The sequence below is a fragment of the Flavobacterium sp. CBA20B-1 genome (assembly GCF_028473145.1).
GTDB lineage: Bacteria > Bacteroidota > Bacteroidia > Flavobacteriales > Flavobacteriaceae > Flavobacterium.
In genome coordinates this window covers 1,370,152-1,390,726 of sequence record NZ_CP092370.1, presented here as the reverse complement: position 1 = coordinate 1,390,726, position 20,575 = coordinate 1,370,152, and the positions used below count along the sequence as shown (strand labels likewise).

General features: G+C 36.2%; 17 protein-coding genes and 4 tRNA genes. All 21 read left to right on the top strand.

Features of this window, described 5'->3' with window-relative positions:
- Positions 1–33: 33 nt before the first annotated feature.
- The 21 genes from MG290_RS06930 (at position 34) to rpoC (ending at position 20,446) form a co-directional block, all read left to right on the top strand.
- Positions 34–1,392: a pyridoxal-phosphate dependent enzyme gene (locus tag MG290_RS06930; protein ID WP_264563086.1), complete on the top strand. Its 1,359-nt coding sequence runs from the start codon at positions 34–36 to the stop codon at positions 1,390–1,392.
- Positions 1,393–1,500: 108 nt separating this feature from the next.
- Positions 1,501–2,766, top strand: a complete 1,266-nt coding sequence (locus tag MG290_RS06925; RefSeq protein ID WP_264563085.1) for a DUF2851 family protein — start codon at positions 1,501–1,503, stop codon at positions 2,764–2,766.
- Positions 2,767–3,612: a ComEA family DNA-binding protein gene (locus MG290_RS06920; protein WP_264563084.1), complete on the top strand. Its 846-nt coding sequence runs from the start codon at positions 2,767–2,769 to the stop codon at positions 3,610–3,612.
- A 35-nt stretch (positions 3,613–3,647) separates the two neighbouring features.
- Positions 3,648–4,790, top strand: coding sequence for an acyl-CoA dehydrogenase family protein (locus MG290_RS06915; protein ID WP_264563083.1), 1,143 nt, complete (start codon positions 3,648–3,650; stop codon positions 4,788–4,790).
- Positions 4,791–4,908: 118 nt separating this feature from the next.
- Positions 4,909–5,415 (top strand): hypothetical protein, encoded by a 507-nt coding sequence (locus MG290_RS06910; protein ID WP_264563082.1) that lies wholly within the window; start codon positions 4,909–4,911, stop codon positions 5,413–5,415.
- A gap of 239 nt (positions 5,416–5,654) precedes the next feature.
- A complete protein-coding gene (gene rpsU / locus MG290_RS06905) occupies positions 5,655–5,849 on the top strand; it encodes a 30S ribosomal protein S21 (protein ID WP_257498063.1) in 195 nt (64 codons plus the stop codon).
- Between the two features lie 59 nt (positions 5,850–5,908).
- A complete protein-coding gene (locus MG290_RS06900; protein ID WP_264563081.1) occupies positions 5,909–6,811 on the top strand; it encodes a tyrosine-type recombinase/integrase in 903 nt (300 codons plus the stop codon).
- Positions 6,812–6,831: 20 nt separating this feature from the next.
- Positions 6,832–7,131 carry a ribosome hibernation-promoting factor, HPF/YfiA family gene (gene hpf, locus MG290_RS06895; protein WP_264563080.1) on the top strand — a complete coding sequence of 100 codons (300 nt, stop codon included), beginning with the start codon at positions 6,832–6,834 and terminating at the stop codon, positions 7,129–7,131.
- Between the two features lie 87 nt (positions 7,132–7,218).
- A tRNA-Thr gene (locus MG290_RS06890) sits at positions 7,219–7,292 on the top strand.
- A gap of 36 nt (positions 7,293–7,328) precedes the next feature.
- Positions 7,329–7,409 (top strand) — tRNA-Tyr (locus tag MG290_RS06885).
- An 18-nt stretch (positions 7,410–7,427) separates the two neighbouring features.
- Positions 7,428–7,499, top strand: a tRNA-Thr gene (locus tag MG290_RS06880).
- A 56-nt stretch (positions 7,500–7,555) separates the two neighbouring features.
- Positions 7,556–8,743, top strand: a complete 1,188-nt coding sequence (gene tuf / locus MG290_RS06875; protein ID WP_264563079.1) for an elongation factor Tu — start codon at positions 7,556–7,558, stop codon at positions 8,741–8,743.
- A 56-nt stretch (positions 8,744–8,799) separates the two neighbouring features.
- Positions 8,800–8,870, top strand: a tRNA-Trp gene (locus MG290_RS06870).
- Between the two features lie 15 nt (positions 8,871–8,885).
- Positions 8,886–9,083 carry a preprotein translocase subunit SecE gene (gene secE / locus MG290_RS06865; protein ID WP_257498068.1) on the top strand — a complete coding sequence of 66 codons (198 nt, stop codon included), beginning with the start codon at positions 8,886–8,888 and terminating at the stop codon, positions 9,081–9,083.
- 12 nt (positions 9,084–9,095) lie between these two features.
- Positions 9,096–9,647 carry a transcription termination/antitermination protein NusG gene (gene nusG, locus MG290_RS06860; protein ID WP_257498069.1) on the top strand — a complete coding sequence of 184 codons (552 nt, stop codon included), beginning with the start codon at positions 9,096–9,098 and terminating at the stop codon, positions 9,645–9,647.
- A gap of 56 nt (positions 9,648–9,703) precedes the next feature.
- Positions 9,704–10,141, top strand: coding sequence for a 50S ribosomal protein L11 (rplK, locus tag MG290_RS06855; RefSeq protein ID WP_264563078.1), 438 nt, complete (start codon positions 9,704–9,706; stop codon positions 10,139–10,141).
- Between the two features lie 18 nt (positions 10,142–10,159).
- Entirely contained in the window at positions 10,160–10,849 is a 690-nt protein-coding gene (gene rplA / locus MG290_RS06850) for a 50S ribosomal protein L1 (RefSeq protein ID WP_257498070.1), read from the top strand.
- Positions 10,850–10,871: 22 nt separating this feature from the next.
- A complete protein-coding gene (rplJ, locus tag MG290_RS06845; RefSeq protein WP_264563077.1) occupies positions 10,872–11,360 on the top strand; it encodes a 50S ribosomal protein L10 in 489 nt (162 codons plus the stop codon).
- A gap of 88 nt (positions 11,361–11,448) precedes the next feature.
- Positions 11,449–11,820, top strand: coding sequence for a 50S ribosomal protein L7/L12 (gene rplL / locus MG290_RS06840; RefSeq protein ID WP_257498072.1), 372 nt, complete (start codon positions 11,449–11,451; stop codon positions 11,818–11,820).
- Between the two features lie 216 nt (positions 11,821–12,036).
- Complete coding sequence (gene rpoB / locus MG290_RS06835) at positions 12,037–15,849, top strand: DNA-directed RNA polymerase subunit beta (protein ID WP_264563076.1); 3,813 nt, start codon at positions 12,037–12,039, stop codon at positions 15,847–15,849.
- A 295-nt stretch (positions 15,850–16,144) separates the two neighbouring features.
- Positions 16,145–20,446: a DNA-directed RNA polymerase subunit beta' gene (gene rpoC / locus MG290_RS06830; RefSeq protein ID WP_264563075.1), complete on the top strand. Its 4,302-nt coding sequence runs from the start codon at positions 16,145–16,147 to the stop codon at positions 20,444–20,446.
- Positions 20,447–20,575 lie beyond the last annotated feature (129 nt).

Below are 20,575 nucleotides of genomic sequence, written 5' to 3'. Positions count from 1 at the left end.
AGCATTGTTGTATCTTTGCACAAATAATTGATGATGAATTACGCAAAAAATATATTAGAAACCATTGGAAACACGCCTTTGGTACAGTTAAACCACATTGTGAAAGATTTGCCGTGCAAGGTTTTTGCAAAAGTAGAATATTTCAATCCCGGGCATTCATGTAAAGACCGTATGGCTTTGCAAATGGTGGAAGATGCAGAAGCAGATGGGCGTTTAAAACCGGGAGGAACCATTATTGAAGGTACTTCTGGAAACACAGGAATGGGCTTGGCTTTGGCAGCTATTGTAAAGGGATACAAACTAATTTGTGTGATTACCGATAAACAATCAAAAGAAAAGATGGATATTTTGCGTGCTGTTGGTGCAAAGGTTGTGGTTTGTCCTACCGATGTGGAACCAACCGATCCGCGCTCTTATTATTCCGTTTCTAAACGCTTGTCAGAAGAAACACCAAACTCTTGGTATGTAAACCAATACGATAATCCATCGAACACAAAAGCAAATTACATGCAAACAGGTCCTGAAATTTGGAATCAAACCAATGGAAAAATCACTCATTTTATTGTAGGTGTTGGTACAGGAGGAACTATTTCGGGAGTTGGAAAGTATTTGAAAGAGCAAAATCCGAATGTAAAAGTTTGGGGTGTGGATACCTATGGTTCGGTTTTTAAAAAATACCACGAAACCGGAATTTTCGACGAAAATGAGGTGTATTCGTATGTTACAGAAGGTATAGGCGAGGATATTTTGCCTAAAAACGTGAATTTTTCAGTAATTGACCATTTTACAAAAGTAACCGATAAGGATGCTGCTGTATATTGCAGAAAACTAGCTTTAGAGGAAGGAATTTTTGTAGGAATGTCGTCAGGTTCGGCAATTAAAGGTTTGCTGCAGATGAAGGATCAGTTAAAACCCGATGATGTGGTGGTGGTTTTGTTTCACGATTCAGGTTCTAGATATATTGCTAAGATTTTTAATGATGATTGGATGCAGGAACGCGGTTATCTTGATGAACAGTTGAAAACGGCAGAAGACTTAGTTAACAAAAACCACAAACCATTTGTGGTGGTACGTACAGAAGAATTAGTCAGCCATGCAGTTGACAGAATGCGAACCCATAAAATAGCCCAAATTCCGGTGATGGATGCATCAGGTTTTGTAGGCTCGTTAAACGATTCTGATTTGTTGCAAGCGTATGTTGAAAACCCTGAAATTGCAGAAAAACCCATTAAAGAAATTATGGGCAAGCCTTACAAAGTTGTTTCAAAAGACACAACAATTCAAGAGGTATCAAAATTAATCAACCAAGACCATCAAGCAGTTTTGGTAACTCTTGAAAACGGAAAGCACCATATCATCACCAAATACGATATCATTAATTCCATTCAATAATAAAACCTTCAAAGGAACTGTATCAGGCAGTTCCTTTTTTAATTTTTTATGTGTTGATAATTAGGAGTTTCCAAATTAATCTACTATATTTATAAAAAGCTTTTTATTATGAAAGAAGACTTTTTACATTATGTGTGGAGATTCAAAAAGCTACATATTACGTCACTAAAAACGGTACAAAACAACAATATTGTCATTAAGAATTTCGGATTGTATTTAGGAACAGAAGGCCCCGATTTTTTTAATGCACAAGTCTATATTGATGGGCAATTATGGGCAGGGAATATAGAAATGCACGTAAATGCCTCGGATTGGTATGTGCATCATCATGAAATCGATCCGGCGTATCAAAATGTGATTCTTCATGTGGTTTGGAACAACGATATTTCTGTGGTAAACAAAGCGGGCAAAGAACTGCCTACTTTGGTTTTGAAAGATTATGTGAATGAGGATGTTTTCAAAGCATACCATCAATTCAATGCCAATCCGCAGTATATTTTTTGCGAAGATTATATGCATCATTTCAATAGCTTTGATTGGATTATTTGGAAAGAAAAGTTGATGGTGGATCGTTTAGAGCAATTCTCTAACCGTATTGTTGCAGAATTAAAGCAAACAAATAACAATTGGGAAGAAGCTTTTTACCGCTTGTTGCTTCGGAACTTTGGATTGAATGTAAACAATGAAAATTTTTACGAGATTGCCAAAAATTTACCATTAAAAATCATTCGGAAAGAACAAACACATCCCATTCATTTAGAAGCTTTGTTTTTGGGTACGGCCAATTTATTGTCGGTTGATACGGAAGATTTTTACTTGCAAACGCTGCAAAAAACATATCATTTTTTAAAGCAGAAATATCATTTAAAACAAACCGCAACACCGCCTACTTTTTTTAAGTTGCGACCCGATAATTTTCCAACGATACGGCTGGTTCAGTTTGTTGCATTTTTATTTAATCAACCTTTTTTGTTTAATTTAATTCGCAACCCAGAAACCATTTGCACCAACAATCATCTCTTAGGTGCAAGTGTGTCTGATTATTGGAAATCACATTACGTGTTTGGAAAAGAACATGCTGTGCACAACAAAACCATTTCGGAATCGTTTTATAATTTATTGTTGGTAAATACCATTTTGCCTTTTCAATATGTATATCATCAACAATTAGGAACCGATGTTTTGGAAGAAGTTTTGCAACATTATCAGTCAATAGCAGCCGAAAAAAACAGCACAATTGATTTATTTAAAAAATTAAAAGTATCAGTAGAATCTTCTTTAGACAGCCAAGCATTATTGCATTTAAAGAAAAATTACTGCGATGCACGGCGCTGCTTAAGTTGTGAAGTGGGCATTAAGTTAATGAATCGATAAATGAAATTTCAATTACCTTATTTAAATAATAAACAGCGTATAACAATTTTTGTTTTTGCACTCCTTATCGTGTTGTTGCAGGTTGTTTTATCTATTTTACCCAATTCTTTTTCAGGGAAAGATACGGTGAAATATGAAATCGATGAAACCACTCAGAAAAACATTGATAGCTTAAAAGCTATTGCCTTAAAGAAATACGAGCAGCAACCCTTTAACCCAAATTATATCAATGATTATAAAGGATTTAAACTGGGAATGACCACCGCAGAGATTGATAAATTAGTGGCTTTTCGGGCACAAGGTAAATATGTAAATTCGGCCGCAGAATTTCAGCAAGTTACAGGTGTTTCAAATGAATTACTTGGCAAAATGGCACCTTATTTTAAGTTTCCGGAATGGACGCAAAAAAAGCAAACCGCTGTTCAGAATCCGCAAAAAGAAGTGTTTAAGAAAATTGATCTCAACAAAGCAAGTAGCCAAGAGTTAGTTGCGTTAAAAGGGATTGGCGATTATTATGCAAATGTTTTAATTGCCGAACGGGAGAAATTAAACGGTTTTGTGCATATCAATCAAATCGATTTTATAAAAGGTTTACGACCCGAAACGGTAAAATTATTAAAACAGCAAGTTTTTGTATCACGGGTTAAAAACATCAACAAAATAAATGTGAATACCGCAAGTAAAGAGCAATTGGCTACCATTCCTTACATATCCACTTATGTGTCTCGAGAAATAGTGGTATTGCGCAGCAAACAAAACGAACCGTTAAAAATGGAAGATTTAAGAAAAATTAATAACTTCCCGCTTGACAAATTAGAGATAATTGGGCTATATTTGGCTTTTTAGAAAAATAAGCAAAATATAATAAAAAAAGGAATAAAATGAACTTTGAGTATAACGAAACACAAGCAATGATTGCACAATCGATTAGAGATTTTGCAGAAAAAGAAATCCGACCAAATATAATGAAATGGGACGAAGAGCAAATTTTCCCTGTTGAATTATTCAAAAAGTTAGGAGAAATGGGGTTTATGGGGGTTTTGGTTCCTGAAGAATTAGGCGGATCTGGCTTGGGTTATCACGAGTACATTACCGTTGTAGAAGAAATTTCTAAAGTAGATTCTTCAATAGGTTTGTCGGTAGCTGCTCACAACTCATTGTGTACCAATCATATTTTAACATTCGCAAACGACGAGCAAAAGAAAAAATGGATTCCAAAGCTAGCAACAGGCGAGTGGATCGGCGCTTGGGGATTAACCGAACATAACACCGGTTCTGACGCCGGCGGTATGGCAACAACAGCTGTGAAAGACGGAAACGACTGGATTATTAACGGAGCTAAAAACTTTATCACGCATGCCATTTCTGGTGATGTAGCCGTTGTAATTGTTCGTACGGGCGAAAAAGGCGATTCTCGCGGAATGACTGCTTTTGTGATTGAAAAAGGCACACCAGGGTTCACTTCAGGTAAAAAAGAAAACAAATTGGGAATGCGTGCTTCTGAAACAGCAGAGTTGATTTTTGATAATTGCCGTGTTTCTGATGCGAACCGTTTAGGTGAAGTAGGTGAAGGATTTATTCAAGCAATGAAAATTTTAGATGGTGGTCGTATCTCAATTGGTGCATTGTCTTTAGGTATTGCAAAAGGAGCTTACGAAGCAGCATTAAAATATTCAAAAGAGCGCGTGCAGTTTGGAAAACCTATTTCACAATTTCAAGCAGTAGGTTTTAAATTGGCTGATATGGCAACCGAAATCGAAGCATCGGAATTGTTGCTACACAAAGCAGCATACCTTAAAAACAACCATAAACCAGTTACAACAGCAGGTGCAATGGCAAAAATGTATGCGTCTGAAGTTTGTGTGAAAGTTGCAACCGAGGCAATCCAAATTCACGGCGGATATGGCTACACCAAAGATTTCCCTGTAGAAAAATTCTTCCGCGATTCTAAATTATGTACAATAGGCGAAGGAACAACCGAAATTCAAAAATTGGTTATTTCAAGAAATCTTTTAAAAGAGTAATTTCTTTTAGAGAATAGATAACATAAAATAGAGAATAGAATAAAGAGGAAAGACTGTAGTGGTTTTTCCTTTTTTTGTTTAGGATACTTTGTGTATATTTATCAAATTAAAATTAGAAATGTCTACACTCCAACAATATTTTTTTATTTTTTCAGGATTAGTATCATTGATGGTGTTAGGTAATTACTTGATTCATATTTATTATAAGAAGAAGCAAAAAGTTGTTGAAAGGGAAATTCAAAATTTAAAACATGAAAAAATACTTGGTGTTGAATTAACTCAAGAGTGGAATTTGGGATTTAGATATAATAAAGCAGATTTAATTTTATTGGAAAATCAGCTAATTATATATGTTTATAACTACAACTTTAAAGGGTATATTAAACAAGCGCAACCCATAATTTTACTATATAAAAAGCCTTGTAATTTAATCTATTCAAAAGGATTTTCTTATGTACAACCTATTTTGGAAGTTGTTAAAAAGAATAAAAGTGTTATTTTAAAAACGAAAATGAATTCCTTATTCCAAAATAAAATTGTTAGTTTCAAATTATATTTATCAGACACAGATATATCAAAAGTTAGAAATTATATGAATTCACAAAACGAAGATGTCAAAAAGTAAAGGATTAATAGTTTCTTTTGTAAGTTTTGTTGCAGGTTTTATTTTAAACGGTTTGGCTTGGATTCTTTTACCTGGACCTGAATTAAATACAATTTCATTGATTTTGGGATTGATATTGATGTTATTTGATTTTATAATGTTCGTTATAAGCTTTTTTTGTAAATAATTCCAAATTCATAATTCCAAATTCAAAAATTATCCCTACATTTGCACCCATAACGAAAGGAGGTGTATAAATTATGTTGATCATTCCAATTAAAGATGGAGAAAATATTGATAGAGCGTTAAAACGTTACAAAAGAAAATTTGACAAAACAGGAACGTTACGTCAGTTAAGATCTCGTAAAAACTTTACGAAACCTTCTGTATCAAAACGTGCGCAAAATCAAAAAGCTCAATACATTCAACGTTTAAAAGATTCAGTTGAAATTTAATCGTCGAAACAATTTTTTTAAATCGCTAATTAAAGGTAACTTTGGTTAGCGATTTTTTTATGGAAAAGTATTTAAAACCTTATTTCGACTATCTTTTAAAAGAAAAACATTTTTCAATGCATACCGTAAATGCATATGTGAAAGATGTGGAAGCCTTTTTTAACTTCACAAAAAACACCGTTAACACTGTAAACGAACTAAAATACCAACACATTCGGTTATGGATTGCGCATTTATCCGAAAAAAAAATGAGCAATAATTCCATCAACCGCAAGATAGCTTCCTTAAAAAGCTACTTTAAATTTTTGTATATCACCAAAACAATCGAAGCGTATCCGCTGCAGGCGCACAAATCGTTGCGTATCAAAAAAGTGTTGCAAGTGCCTTTTTCCGAAAACGAAATGCAGCAAATAGACCGCTCAGCTTTTCCTGATGATTATTTCGGATTGCAAAACTATATCATCATCACCCTGTTTTATACCTTGGGAATTCGGAAAACCGAGTTAATCAATCTGCAGCTGCACGATGTGGATCTTCAAAAGCGTGAAATAAAAGTTTTAGGGAAAAGATCCAAAGAACGCATAGTTCCTATATTATCTTCAGTGGTTGGGCTTTTAACCGAGTTTTTACAAAAAAGAAACGAGCAATTTGGTAGCGATTTTGATAAAAATATATTTCTGTTAAAAAATAAACAAAATTTGAATCAAACATTTGTTTATCGTTTAATAAATAATTATTTTAGAGGTGTTACATCAAAAGGAAAAAAAAGCCCCCATGTGTTGCGCCATACATTTGCTACACACATGCTAAACGCAGGAGCCAATTTGAATACGATAAAAGAATTGCTGGGACATGCCAGTTTGTCGTCCACTCAAATTTACACGCATACCAGTTTAGCATCGTTAAAAAAAATGTATAACCAAACACATCCCCGCTCAAAAACCGATGATGACGATTTATAAACCCTTTAAAATATAGAATTATGAAAGTGAATATTCAGGCAGTTAACTTCAATGTTGACAGAAAATTAGTTGACTTTATAAACATTCGTTTAGAAAAATTACAACAATACTATGATAAAATTGTTGGAATTGATGTATCTTTGCATACTGAAAATACAAGTGATAAAGAAAACAAGTCTGTAGATATCATTGTAAAAATACCAGGCGATGATTTAGTGGTTAAAAAAACAGCAAAATCATTTGAAGAAGCAACAGATTCAGGCGCTGCGGCTTTAGAACGTTTATTGATAAAACGAAAAGAAAAAGTAAAAACATATTAAAAGAATAAAAAAAATTAAAAAAGCTTTTATTTTTTTAAATAAGTATATATATTTGCAGTCCGTTAGAAATAGCGGACTTTTTTAAATGCCTTTGTAGCTCAGCTGGCTAGAGCAGCTGATTTGTAATCAGCAGGTCGTGGGTTCGAGTCCCTCCAAAGGCTCATCAACAAACAAAGTTATAAAAATAAAACAGGTTAGGGGAGATACTCAAGCGGCCAACGAGGACGGACTGTAAATCCGTTGGGAAACCTTCGCAGGTTCGAATCCTGCTCTCCCCACAACAAAGTTCTTTTTTTGCCGGCGTAGCTCAGGGGTAGAGTGCTTCCTTGGTAAGGAAGAGGTCACGGGTTCAAATCCCGTCGTTGGCTCAAATGTGAATTAAAGTTAACACTAATTATATAACTAAGATTAAATTAATTAAATCATGGCAAAAGAAAGTTTTGATCGTTCGAAACCCCATTTAAACATCGGTACTATCGGACACGTTGATCACGGTAAAACAACATTGACAGCTGCTATTACAAAAGTATTATCAGATGCAGGTTTATCAGAAGCAAAATCATTTGATCAAATTGATAATGCTCCAGAAGAAAAAGAAAGAGGTATTACTATTAATACATCTCACGTAGAATATGCAACAGCTAACCGTCACTATGCGCACGTTGACTGTCCAGGTCACGCGGATTACGTTAAGAACATGGTTACTGGTGCTGCACAAATGGATGGTGCTATCCTTGTAGTTGCTGCTACAGATGGTCCTATGCCACAAACTCGCGAGCACATCTTATTAGGTCGCCAGGTAGGTATTCCTCGTATGGTTGTATTCATGAACAAAGTGGATATGGTTGATGACGCTGAGTTATTAGAATTAGTAGAAATGGAAATCCGTGATTTATTATCTTTCTATCAATATGATGGTGATAATGGTCCAGTTATCCAAGGTTCTGCTTTAGGAGCGTTAAACGGTGAGCAAAAATGGGTTGATACAGTAATGAGCTTAATGGCTGCTGTTGATGAGTGGATCGAAGAGCCAGTGCGTGATACTGAAAAACCATTCTTAATGCCAGTTGAAGACGTATTTACAATTACAGGTCGTGGAACTGTTGCAACAGGTCGTATAGAAACCGGTATTGCTAACACAGGTGATGCTGTTGAAATCATTGGTATGGGTGCAGATAAATTAACTTCTACAATTACAGGGGTTGAAATGTTCCGTAAAATCTTAGACCGTGGTGAAGCAGGTGATAACGTAGGTTTATTATTACGTGGTATCGATAAAGCTGATATCCGTCGTGGTATGGTTATCGTTAAGCCAGGTTCAGTTAAGCCACACGCTAAATTCAAAGCAGAGGTTTATATCTTGAAAAAAGAAGAAGGTGGACGTCACACTCCATTCCACAATAACTACCGTCCACAGTTTTACGTTCGTACAACTGACGTAACAGGAACAATCATGTTACCAGAAGGAACGGATATGGTTATGCCTGGAGATAACTTAACAATCACTGTTGATTTATTACAACCAATCGCATTATCAGTAGGTTTACGTTTCGCTATCCGCGAAGGTGGTCGTACAGTAGGTGCTGGTCAGGTAACTGAAATTTTAGACTAATTACAGTTTTAGAATATTTTTTAAGTTGGCAGACTATTCTGCCAACTTTTTAACAAACGGGTGTAGTTCAAGGGTAGAATAGCGGTCTCCAAAACCGTTGATGGGGGTTCGAATCCCTCCACCCGTGCAAAAACAAATCACAATGGCAAAAGTAGTTAATTATATATCTGATGCGTTTACCGAATTAAAAGCAAATGTTACATGGACACCATGGGCAGAGGTGCAACGCTACACAATTATTGTTGCTATCTTTACAGTAGTACTTTCATTAGCTACATGGGGCGTAGATACATTGTTTTCTGAAGCTTTAGCTGGTTTCTTTAACCTTTTAAATTCGTAAATTTAAAAGAGCATGACAGAAAGTAGTATAAAAAAATGGTATGTAGTAAGAGCCGTAAGCGGACAAGAAAATAAAGTAAAAGGTTACATAGAAAGTGAAATTGTACGTTTGGGAATGGAAGATTACTTGTCTCAAGTGTTGGTTCCAACCGAAAAAGTAGTTTCACAACGCGATGGAAAGAAAATAACAAAAGAGCGTATTTATTTTCCAGGCTATGTAATGATTGAAGCAAACCTTACAGGTGAATTACCCCATATAATAAAATCTATTTCCGGCGTAATTGGTTTCTTAGGAGAAACTCGTGGAGGAGATCCTGTGCCTTTAAGACAAAGCGAAGTAAACCGCATGCTAGGAAAAGTAGATGAATTAGCTGTTTCTGTAGATAGCGGATTAATTCCTTATGAAATAGGAGAAACAGTAAAAGTTGTCGATGGTCCTTTTAATGGTTTCAACGGAACCATAGAAAAAGTGAACGAAGACAAACGCAAGCTTGAAGTAATGGTGAAAATTTTCGGAAGAAAAACACCTTTAGAATTAAGCTTCACACAAGTAGAAAAAATATAATTGTTACATACACATCAATCGCTTCCAATTGAAAGATGTGCTAAATTTTTTTAAAAATGGCAAAAGAAATTAGTAAAGTAGTTAAACTACAAGTTAAGGGAGGTGCTGCGAATCCTTCGCCACCGGTTGGACCTGCTTTGGGGGCTGCTGGAGTTAACATCATGGAATTCTGTAAGCAATTCAATGCAAGAACACAGGATAAACCAGGAAAAGTATTACCAGTACAAATTACAGTTTACAAAGACAAATCTTTTGACTTTGTTGTTAAAACGCCACCTGCTGCTGTTCAATTATTAGAAGCTGCTAAATTAAAATCAGGTTCTGGGCAACCAAACCGTAAAAAAGTAGCATCTATAACATGGGATCAAGTAAAAGCAATCGCTGAAGACAAAATGGCCGATTTGAATGCATTCACAATCGAGAAAGCAATGTCTATGGTTGCTGGAACTGCACGTTCTATGGGAATCACGGTAACAGGAAACGCTCCTTTTTAATCTTAAAGAAAAGAAGAAATGGCAAAATTAACAAAAAAGCAAAAAGAGGCTGCAGCAAAAATTGAGAAGAACAAATTATACTCTTTAAAAGATGCATCTGCATTAATTAAAGAAGTTGCTTCTGCAAAATTTGATGAGTCTGTTGATATTGCAGTACGTTTAGGAGTAGATCCTCGTAAAGCAAATCAAATGGTACGTGGGGTTGTAACATTACCACACGGTACAGGTAAAGATGTAAGAGTGCTAGCATTAGTTACTCCAGACAAAGAAGCAGAAGCTAAAGCAGCTGGTGCAGATCACGTTGGTTTAGACGACTATCTACAAAAAATTAAAGATGGTTGGACAGATATCGATGTAATCATCACAATGCCTGCAGTAATGGGTAAATTAGGACCGTTGGGTCGTGTTTTAGGACCACGCGGATTAATGCCTAACCCAAAAACAGGTACAGTAACAATGGATGTTGCTAAAGCTGTACAAGAAGTTAAAGCTGGTAAAATCGATTTCAAAGTTGATAAAACAGGTATCGTTCATGCAGGTATCGGTAAAGTATCTTTCGGTGCTGACCAAATCACAGAGAACGCTGCTGAAATCATTCAAACATTAATTAAATTAAAACCAACTGCAGCAAAAGGTACTTATATCAAGTCTATTCATATATCAAGTACAATGAGTCCTGCGATTGCTTTAGATCCAAAAGCAGTTTAATTGGTAGTTAAAATTATTTAGTATGACTAGAGAAGACAAATCAATTGCGATTCAAGATTTAACTGCACAGTTAGCTGACACTAAAGTTATTTATGTTGCAGATATTTCTGGATTAAATGCATCTACTACTTCAGATCTACGTAGAGCTTGTTTCAAAGCAGGTATCAAATTAGAAGTAGTAAAGAACACATTGCTTGCTAAAGCAATGGAAACATCAGAAAACGAGTATGGTGATCTACCTTCTATTTTAAAAGGAAATAGCGCTATAATGATTGGCGAAGCTGCAAACGGCCCAGCAAAAATCATTAAAGAATTCCGCAAAAAGGGAGATAAACCCATCTTAAAAGGAGCTTATATTAATGAAGAAGTTTATATTGGCGACAACCAATTAGAATCATTAGTAGCTATTAAGTCTAGAGAAGAGATGATTGGAGAAATCATTGGATTGTTACAATCGCCTGCTCAAAGAGTTATTTCTGCTCTTACAAATCAAAACAAAGACGAAGAATAGGCGCAAGCTACCATCGTTTTTAATGTTCAAAAGAGAACGCACACAAATAAATTATATTATTACAAATTCAAATTAAAAAGATAGAAAAATGGCAGATTTGAAACAATTCGCAGAACAATTGGTTAACTTAACAGTTAAAGAAGTTAACGAATTAGCAACTATATTAAAAGATGAGTATGGTATTGAACCAGCTGCTGCAGCAGTAGTTGTTGCTGGTGGTGGTGATGCTGGTGCTGGTGCTGAAGAGCAAACAGAATTCACAGTAGTATTGAAAGAGGCTGGTGCTTCTAAATTAGCTGTAGTTAAAGCTGTTAAAGAATTAACAGGTTTAGGATTAAAAGAAGCTAAAGATTTAGTAGACGGTACTCCTGCAAACGTTAAAGAAGGTGTTTCTAAAGACGAAGCAGAAGGATTGAAAAAAGCATTAGAAGAAGCTGGTGCTGTTGTTGAGTTAAAATAATCTCACACATATAAAATTTTACGGTTTAGGCCTTGGAAATTGTTCCAATGGCCTAAACCATTTTGCATATAAAAAATAATCAATAACGAAGAAAAAAGCAAATAGCTTTCCTGATTTGTTTTTAAGATGTGTTGGTTAATTACCCTAGGAAGTAGATAAATAAATGTGTTTTACACACAAAAGAATTACTTTTTTAAACCAAAATTTTGTTCATTAATGATTACAAATCATACTGAAAGGTTAAATTTTGCCTCTACGAAAAATATTCCTTCTTATCCAGATTTCTTGGATATTCAGGTAAAATCGTTTAAAGATTTTTTTCAATTAGAAACCAAATCTGATGAAAGAGGTAACGAAGGTTTATACAAAACCTTTATGGAAAATTTCCCAATTACGGATACCCGTAACCAATTCGTTTTGGAATTTTTAGACTATTTCGTAGATCCACCACGTTATTCCATTGAAGAATGTATTGACAGAGGTTTAACGTACAGCGTGCCTTTAAAAGCGCGTTTAAAATTGTATTGTACCGATCCCGAACACGAAGATTTTGAAACAATCGTTCAAGATGTATATTTGGGAACTATTCCGTACATGACACCAAGCGGAACTTTCGTTATTAATGGTGCAGAGCGTGTGGTTGTTTCACAATTACACCGTTCGCCGGGGGTTTTCTTCGGACAATCGTTCCACGCAAACGGTACCAAATTGTATTCTGCTCGTATCATTCCATTCAAAGGTTCTTGGATTGAATTTGCTACAGACATCAACAGTGTAATGTATGCATATATCGACCGTAAGAAAAAATTACCTGTTACAACATTATTCCGCGCAATTGGTTTTGAAAGAGATAAAGATATCTTAGAGATTTTTGACCTTGCAGAAGAAGTTAAAGTATCAAAAACAGGACTAAAAAAATACATTGGCCGCCGCTTAGCTGCTCGTGTGTTAAATGTATGGCACGAAGATTTCGTTGATGAAGATACAGGTGAGGTTGTAACGATTCCGCGTACCGAAATTATTTTAGACCGTGACATTGTTTTAGATAAAGACAATGTTGAAGAAATTATAGAGGCAGATGTTAAAACAATTCTTTTACACAAAGAAGATAGTAATCTTGCCGATTATACCATTATTCACAATACGCTTCAAAAAGACCCAACCAACTCTGAAAAAGAAGCTGTTGAATATATATACCGTCAATTAAGAAACGCATTACCTCCGGATGAAGAAACCGCAAGAGGTATTATAGATAAATTATTCTTCTCTGACCAACGTTACAATTTAGGTGATGTGGGTCGTTATAGAATGAATAAAAAATTAGGTTTAGACACACCTATAGACAAGCAAGTTTTAACAAAAGAGGATATCATCACTATTGTTAAATATCTAATTGAATTGATCAACTCAAAAGCAGAGATCGATGATATTGACCACTTGTCTAACCGTCGTGTGCGTACAGTAGGTGAGCAGTTATCAGCACAGTTTGGTGTTGGTTTGGCTCGTATGGCACGTACCATTCGCGAGCGTATGAATGTTCGTGATAACGAAGTGTTTACCCCAATCGATTTGATCAATGCAAAAACATTGTCATCGGTGATTAATTCATTCTTCGGAACCAATCAGTTGTCTCAGTTTATGGATCAAACCAATCCATTAGCAGAGATTACGCACAAACGTCGTTTATCAGCCTTAGGACCAGGTGGTCTTTCTCGTGAAAGAGCAGGTTTCGAGGTTCGTGACGTTCACTATACGCACTATGGTCGTTTATGTCCGATTGAAACACCAGAGGGTCCAAACATTGGTTTGATATCTTCATTGGCTGTTTATGCGAAAGTAAACAATATGGGCTTTATCGAAACACCATACCGCAGAGTAGAAAACGGTGTGTTGCAAGTAAATGAAGATCCAATTTATTTATCGGCAGAAGAAGAAGAAGAAAAATTAATTGCACAAGCAACTGTCAATGTTGCCAAAGATGGAACCATTGAAGACGAAAGAGTAGTTGCAAAACAAGATGCCGATTTCCCAGTAGTTGAGCCAAAAGAGTTAAACTATGCCGACGTTGCACCGAACCAAATTGCATCTATCTCTGCATCTTTAATTCCGTTCTTAGAGCACGATGATGCGAACCGTGCATTGATGGGATCAAACATGATGCGTCAGGCAGTACCTTTATTGCGTCCGGAATCGCCAATTGTTGGTACCGGATTAGAAAAACAAGTTGCTACCGATTCGCGTGTGTTGATTAATGCAGAAGGTGAAGGAGAAGTTGTATATGTTGATGCTCAAAAAATCACCATTAAATATGATCGTACCGATGAAGAACGTTTGGTGAGTTTTGATACAGACGAAAAAACATACAACCTGATCAAGTTCCGCAAAACCAACCAAAGTACATCTATCAACTTAAAACCAATTGTTCGTACAGGCGACCGTGTTACCAAAGGACAAGTTTTATGTGAAGGATATGCTACCCAAAACGGGGAATTGGCTTTAGGACGTAACTTACAAGTAGCGTTCATGCCTTGGAAAGGATACAACTTCGAGGATGCAATTGTGATTTCTGAGCGTGTGGTACGCGACGATATTTTTACATCAATCCATATCGATGATTACACGTTAGAAGTTCGTGATACCAAGTTAGGTTCAGAAGAATTAACGAACGATATTCCAAACGTTTCTGAAGAAGCTACTAAAGATTTGGATGAAAACGGAATGATCCGTATTGGTGCAGAAGTAAAACCTGGCGATATCTTAATTGGTAAAATCACACCAAAAGGAGAGTCAGATCCAACACCAGAAGAAAAATTATTACGCGCAATCTTTGGCGATAAAGCAGGTGATGTGAAAGATGCATCATTAAAAGCTTCTCCATCATTACGCGGAGTGGTTTTAGATAAAAAATTATTTGCCCGTGCGGTAAAAGATAAACGCAAACGTTCTAAAGACAAAGAAGATATTGCTTTGTTAGATACACAGTTTGAAGTGAAATTCAACGAGTTGAAAGAGCGTTTAGTAGATAAATTGTTCCAATTAGTAAATGGAAAAACATCGCAAGGTGTAATGAACGATTTAGGGGAAGAAGTATTGCCAAAAGGTAAAAAATTCACCTTAAAAATGTTACACGCTGTTGAAGATTTTACTCATTTAACAAAAGGACAATGGACAACAGACGACCAAACCAATGCAATGATCACCGATTTAATTCACAACTATAAAATTAAATTGAATGATATTCAAGGAGTATTGCGTCGTGAAAAATTCATGATTACTGTAGGTGACGAGTTACCATCGGGTATCTTAAAGCTGGCTAAAGTATATATCGCTAAAAAACGTAAATTACGTGTTGGTGATAAAATGGCAGGTCGTCACGGTAACAAAGGTATCGTTGCAAAAATTGTTCGCGATGAAGACATGCCATTCTTAGAAGACGGAACACCTGTAGATATTGTGTTGAATCCACTAGGGGTACCATCTCGTATGAACATTGGTCAGATTTACGAAACCGTTCTTGGATGGGCAGGTAAGAAATTAGGTAGAAAATATGCCACACCAATCTTCGACGGAGCTTCATTAGAAGAAATTAACGCGTTGACAGATGAAGCCGGTGTTCCACGTTTCGGACACACCTATTTATACGATGGTGGAACAGGTGAACGTTTTGATCAAAAAGCAACAGTGGGTGTAATTTACATGTTGAAATTAGGCCACATGGTTGATGATAAAATGCACGCACGTTCTATTGGGCCGTATTCATTAATTACGCAACAGCCATTAGGAGGTAAGGCGTTATTTGGTGGTCAGCGTTTTGGAGAGATGGAGGTTTGGGCTCTTGAAGCTTATGGTGCATCTTCAACATTACGCGAGATCTTGACTGTTAAATCGGATGATGTTATCGGTAGAGCTAAAACATACGAAGCAATCGTGAAAGGTGAACCAATGCCAGAACCAGGATTACCAGAATCATTCAATGTATTAATGCATGAATTGAAAGGTCTTGGTTTAGATATCAGATTAGAAGAATAATTTTTTGCTTCAGGTTTCAGAAAGCAACTTGCAAAACTGAAACCTGAAGCTTAAAATAGATTATTAATAAGTTTTTAAGATTTATACCCGTAAACCGTTCCGATTTTTTATAAAAGATATTTTATAATTAGCACTTCACGATAAGCATCTGAAGTTTAGAGAAGTAATCCGAGGTAGTGTTTAAATAGAATGGTTAGAAAGTTCAAAGTTCACAAAGATTTGTAGCTTGATACCTAAAACGTTCTACTTAAATAAAAATCAATTTTTAATTGCAAATAAATCAATAGTAAAAACTATGATGAATAATAGAAACAACAGTAAAGATAAAAATACTGTAAAAAGGTTTAACAAAATCTCGATCGGATTAGCATCGCCAGAGTCAATTCTTGCAGAATCAAGAGGAGAGGTTTTAAAACCAGAAACCATTAACTATCGTACGCACAAACCAGAGCGCGATGGTTTGTTCTGTGAGCGTATCTTCGGACCTGTGAAAGATTACGAATGTGCTTGTGGAAAATATAAAAGAATCCGTTACAAAGGTATCGTTTGCGACCGTTGTGGGGTTGAAGTAACAGAAAAGAAAGTGCGTCGCGACAGAGTAGGGCATATCAACTTGGTGGTGCCTATCGCTCATATTTGGTATTTCCGTTCGTTGCCAAACAAAATTGGTTACATTTTAGGTTTGCCATCTAAAAAGTTAGACGAAATTATCTATTATGAAAAATATGTTGTGATCCAAACAGGTGTTGCAAAACGCCCAGATGGTGAAGAACTAAAGCGTTTAGATTTCCTTACAGAGAATGAGTATTTAGATATTTTGGATACCCTTCCAATGGAAAATCAATATTTAGATGATCAAGATCCAAATAAATTCATCGCCAAAATGGGTGCAGAATGTATCATGGATTTATTACAGCGTACCGATTTAGACACCTTGTCTTATGAATTGCGTCATGCTGCAAACAATGAAACATCTAAACAACGTAAAACAGAAGCTTTAAAACGTTTACAAGTTGTTGAAGCTTTCCGCGAATCAAACGAAAACCGCGAAAACCGTCCAGAATGGATGATTTTGAAAGTAGTTCCGGTGATTCCGCCAGAATTGCGTCCGTTAGTGCCGTTAGATGGAGGTCGTTTCGCAACATCAGATTTGAACGATTTATACCGACGTGTAATTATCCGTAACAATCGTTTAAAACGATTAATGGAAATCAAAGCGCCTGAAGTAATCTTGCGTAACGAAAAGCGTATGTTACAAGAAGCGGTAGATTCATTGTTCGATAACACACGTAAAGCAACAGCAGTAAAAACAGAATCGCAACGTCCGTTAAAATCATTATCTGATTCGTTAAAAGGAAAACAAGGTCGTTTCCGTCAAAACTTATTAGGTAAACGTGTTGATTACTCGGCGCGTTCGGTAATTGTTGTTGGTCCTGAATTAAAATTATATGAGTGTGGTCTTCCAAAAGATATGGCTGCAGAACTATACAAACCATTCGTAATTCGTAAATTAATTGAGCGTGGGATTGTAAAAACGGTAAAGTCTGCGAAAAAGATCATCGATAAAAAAGAGCCAGTAGTTTGGGATATTTTAGAAAACGTAATCAAAGGACACCCGGTATTGTTAAACCGTGCTCCTACGCTTCACCGTTTAGGTATTCAGGCATTCCAGCCTAAATTAATCGAAGGAAAAGCAATTCGTTTGCACCCGCTAGTATGTACGGCATTCAACGCCGATTTCGATGGGGATCAAATGGCGGTGCATTTACCATTAGGACCAGAGGCTATTTTAGAAGCTCAGTTGTTAATGTTGGCATCGCACAACATCTTAAACCCGGCGAATGGTGCACCTATCACAGTACCTTCTCAGGATATGGTTTTGGGTCTTTATTACATGACCAAAATCCGTAGATCTACTCCAGAGCATATTGTGAAAGGAGAAGGTTTAACATTCTATTCAGTAGAAGAAGTGCATATTGCAATTAACGAAGGACGTTTAGATTTGAACGCACCTGTTAAAGTACGTGTAAAAGATTTTAATGCAGAAGGAGAATTGGTTTACCAAATTATCGAAACATCGGCAGGTCGTATCTTGTTTAACGAGGTAGTTCCAGAAGCTGCGGGTTATATCAATGAGGTATTAACCAAAAAATCTTTAAGAGATATTATCGGAAAGATTTTAGCAGTAACAGATGTTCCAACAACTGCAAAATTCTTAGACGATATGAAAGATATGGGTTACGGATACGCATTTAGAGGTGGTTTATCATTCTCTTTAGGTGATATCAAAATCCCAGATCAAAAACAAGGAATGATTGATGACGCCAACAATCAAGTAGAAGGAATCACCATGAACTATAACATGGGTCTTATTACCAATAACGAGCGTTACAATCAGGTGATTGATGTTTGGACATCTACCAACGCCATGTTAACTGAATTGGCAATGAAAAACATACGCGAAGATCAACAAGGATTCAACTCAGTATATATGATGCTTGATTCTGGAGCCCGTGGATCAAAAGAGCAAATTCGTCAGTTAACCGGTATGCGTGGATTGATGGCAAAACCTAAAAAATCGACAGCTTCTGGTGGAGACATCATCGAAAACCCGATTCTTTCGAACTTTAAAGAAGGTTTATCAATCTTAGAATACTTCATTTCAACCCACGGTGCGCGTAAAGGTTTGGCCGATACCGCATTGAAAACAGCCGATGCAGGATACTTAACACGTCGTTTACACGATGTAGCTCAAGATGTAATCGTTAATTCAGAAGATTGCGGCACATTGAGAGGTATCGAATTTGAAGCATTAAAGAAAAACGAAGAGATAGTAGAATCATTAGGCGAGCGCGTTTTAGGACGTATCACTATCGATGATGTTATCAACCCATTAACCAACGAAGTAATTGTTCCGGCAGGTGAAATGATTAATGAAGCACACGTTGCAAAAATCAATGCATCTCCATTAGAGCGATTAGAAGTTCGTTCGGCATTAACCTGTGAGGCAGATCACGGAATTTGTGTGAAATGTTACGGACGTAACTTGGCATCAAACCGTATGGCACAATTGGGTGAGGCAGTTGGTGTAATTGCAGCACAGTCAATTGGTGAGCCAGGAACACAGTTAACGCTTCGTACATTCCACGTGGGTGGTACGGCTGGTAACATTTCCGAGGTTTCTACCATTACAACAAAATTCAAAGGTCGTTTAGAAATAGAAGATTTAAAAGTTGTAAAAGGAGAAGATGCCGATGGAAAAGAAATCGACATTGTAATTTCTCGTTCAACAGAATTAAAATTAGTAGATTTAAACACAGGTATCGTTTTAAATACACATTACATTCCTTACGGGTCAACTATTTATGTGAAAGACAAACAAGTGGTGGAAGAAGGAACCGTAATTTGTAAGTGGGACCCGTATAACGGAGTTATTATTTCTGAATTTACAGGTAAAGTTGCCTATGAAGACATTGAACAAAACCAAACATTTATGGTGGAGATCGATGAGCAAACAGGTTTCCAAGAAAAAGTAATTACAGAATCAAGAAACAAAAAATTAGTTCCTACTTTATTGATTTATAATAAAGAAGGGGAATTGATCCGTTCGTACAACTTACCGGTTGGGGCACACTTAATGGTAAACGATGGAGAGAAAATTAAAGCAGGTAAAGTTTTAGTTAAAATCCCTCGTAAGTCATCAAAAACAGGTGATATCACCGGAGGTTTACCTCGTATTACCGAGTTGTTAGAAGCACGTAATCCATCAAACCCGGCAGTAGTTGCCGAGATAGACGGTGTGGTTTCTTTCGGGAAAATTAAACGTGGTAACCGCGAAATCATTGTGACACCAAAAACTGGTGAAGATGATCAACGCAAATATTTAGTGAAATTATCAAACCAAATTTTGGTTCAAGAAAACGATTTCGTTAAAGCAGGAACCTCTTTATCAGACGGTGCCATTACGCCAGATGATATTTTAAGAATACAAGGGCCATCTGCAGTACAGCAATATTTGGTAAACGAAATTCAAGAAGTATATCGTTTACAAGGGGTAAAAATTTCAGACAAACACTTTGAAGTTGTAATCCGCCAAATGATGCGTAAAGTTCAAATCCAAGATTCAGGTGATACCCTATTCTTAGAAGAGCAATTAATTCACAAAGACGATTTCATCCGTGAAAACGATCGTTTATTCGGAATGAAAGTTGTAGAAGATGCCGGAGATTCATCCACTTTAAAAGAAGGACAGATTATTTCTGTGCGCGAATTAAGAGATGAAAATTCCATCTTGCGTCGTGAAGACAAAAACTTAGTAGTAGCCCGCGATGTAATTCCTGCAACCGCAACTCCGGTATTACAAGGTATCACAAGAGCGTCGTTACAAACCAAGTCATTCATTTCAGCAGCATCGTTCCAAGAAACAACAAAAGTATTGAACGAAGCAGCAGTAGCAGGAAAAATTGATAATTTATCAGGCTTAAAAGAAAATGTAATTGTTGGTCACAGAATTCCTGCAGGAACTGGTATGCGTAAATACGATGCCATTGTTGTAGGTTCAAAAGAGTCAAAACAAGAAATAGACTTGAATTTTTAATATATAGATAAAAAAAGTTTATTTCGGTTGATGATTATACTACAAACCCGCTTTAATTAAGGCGGGTTTTGTTATTTATATAATTTTTTACAAATAATTATTTTAATCTAATTGTGTTAAAAGTTAAAA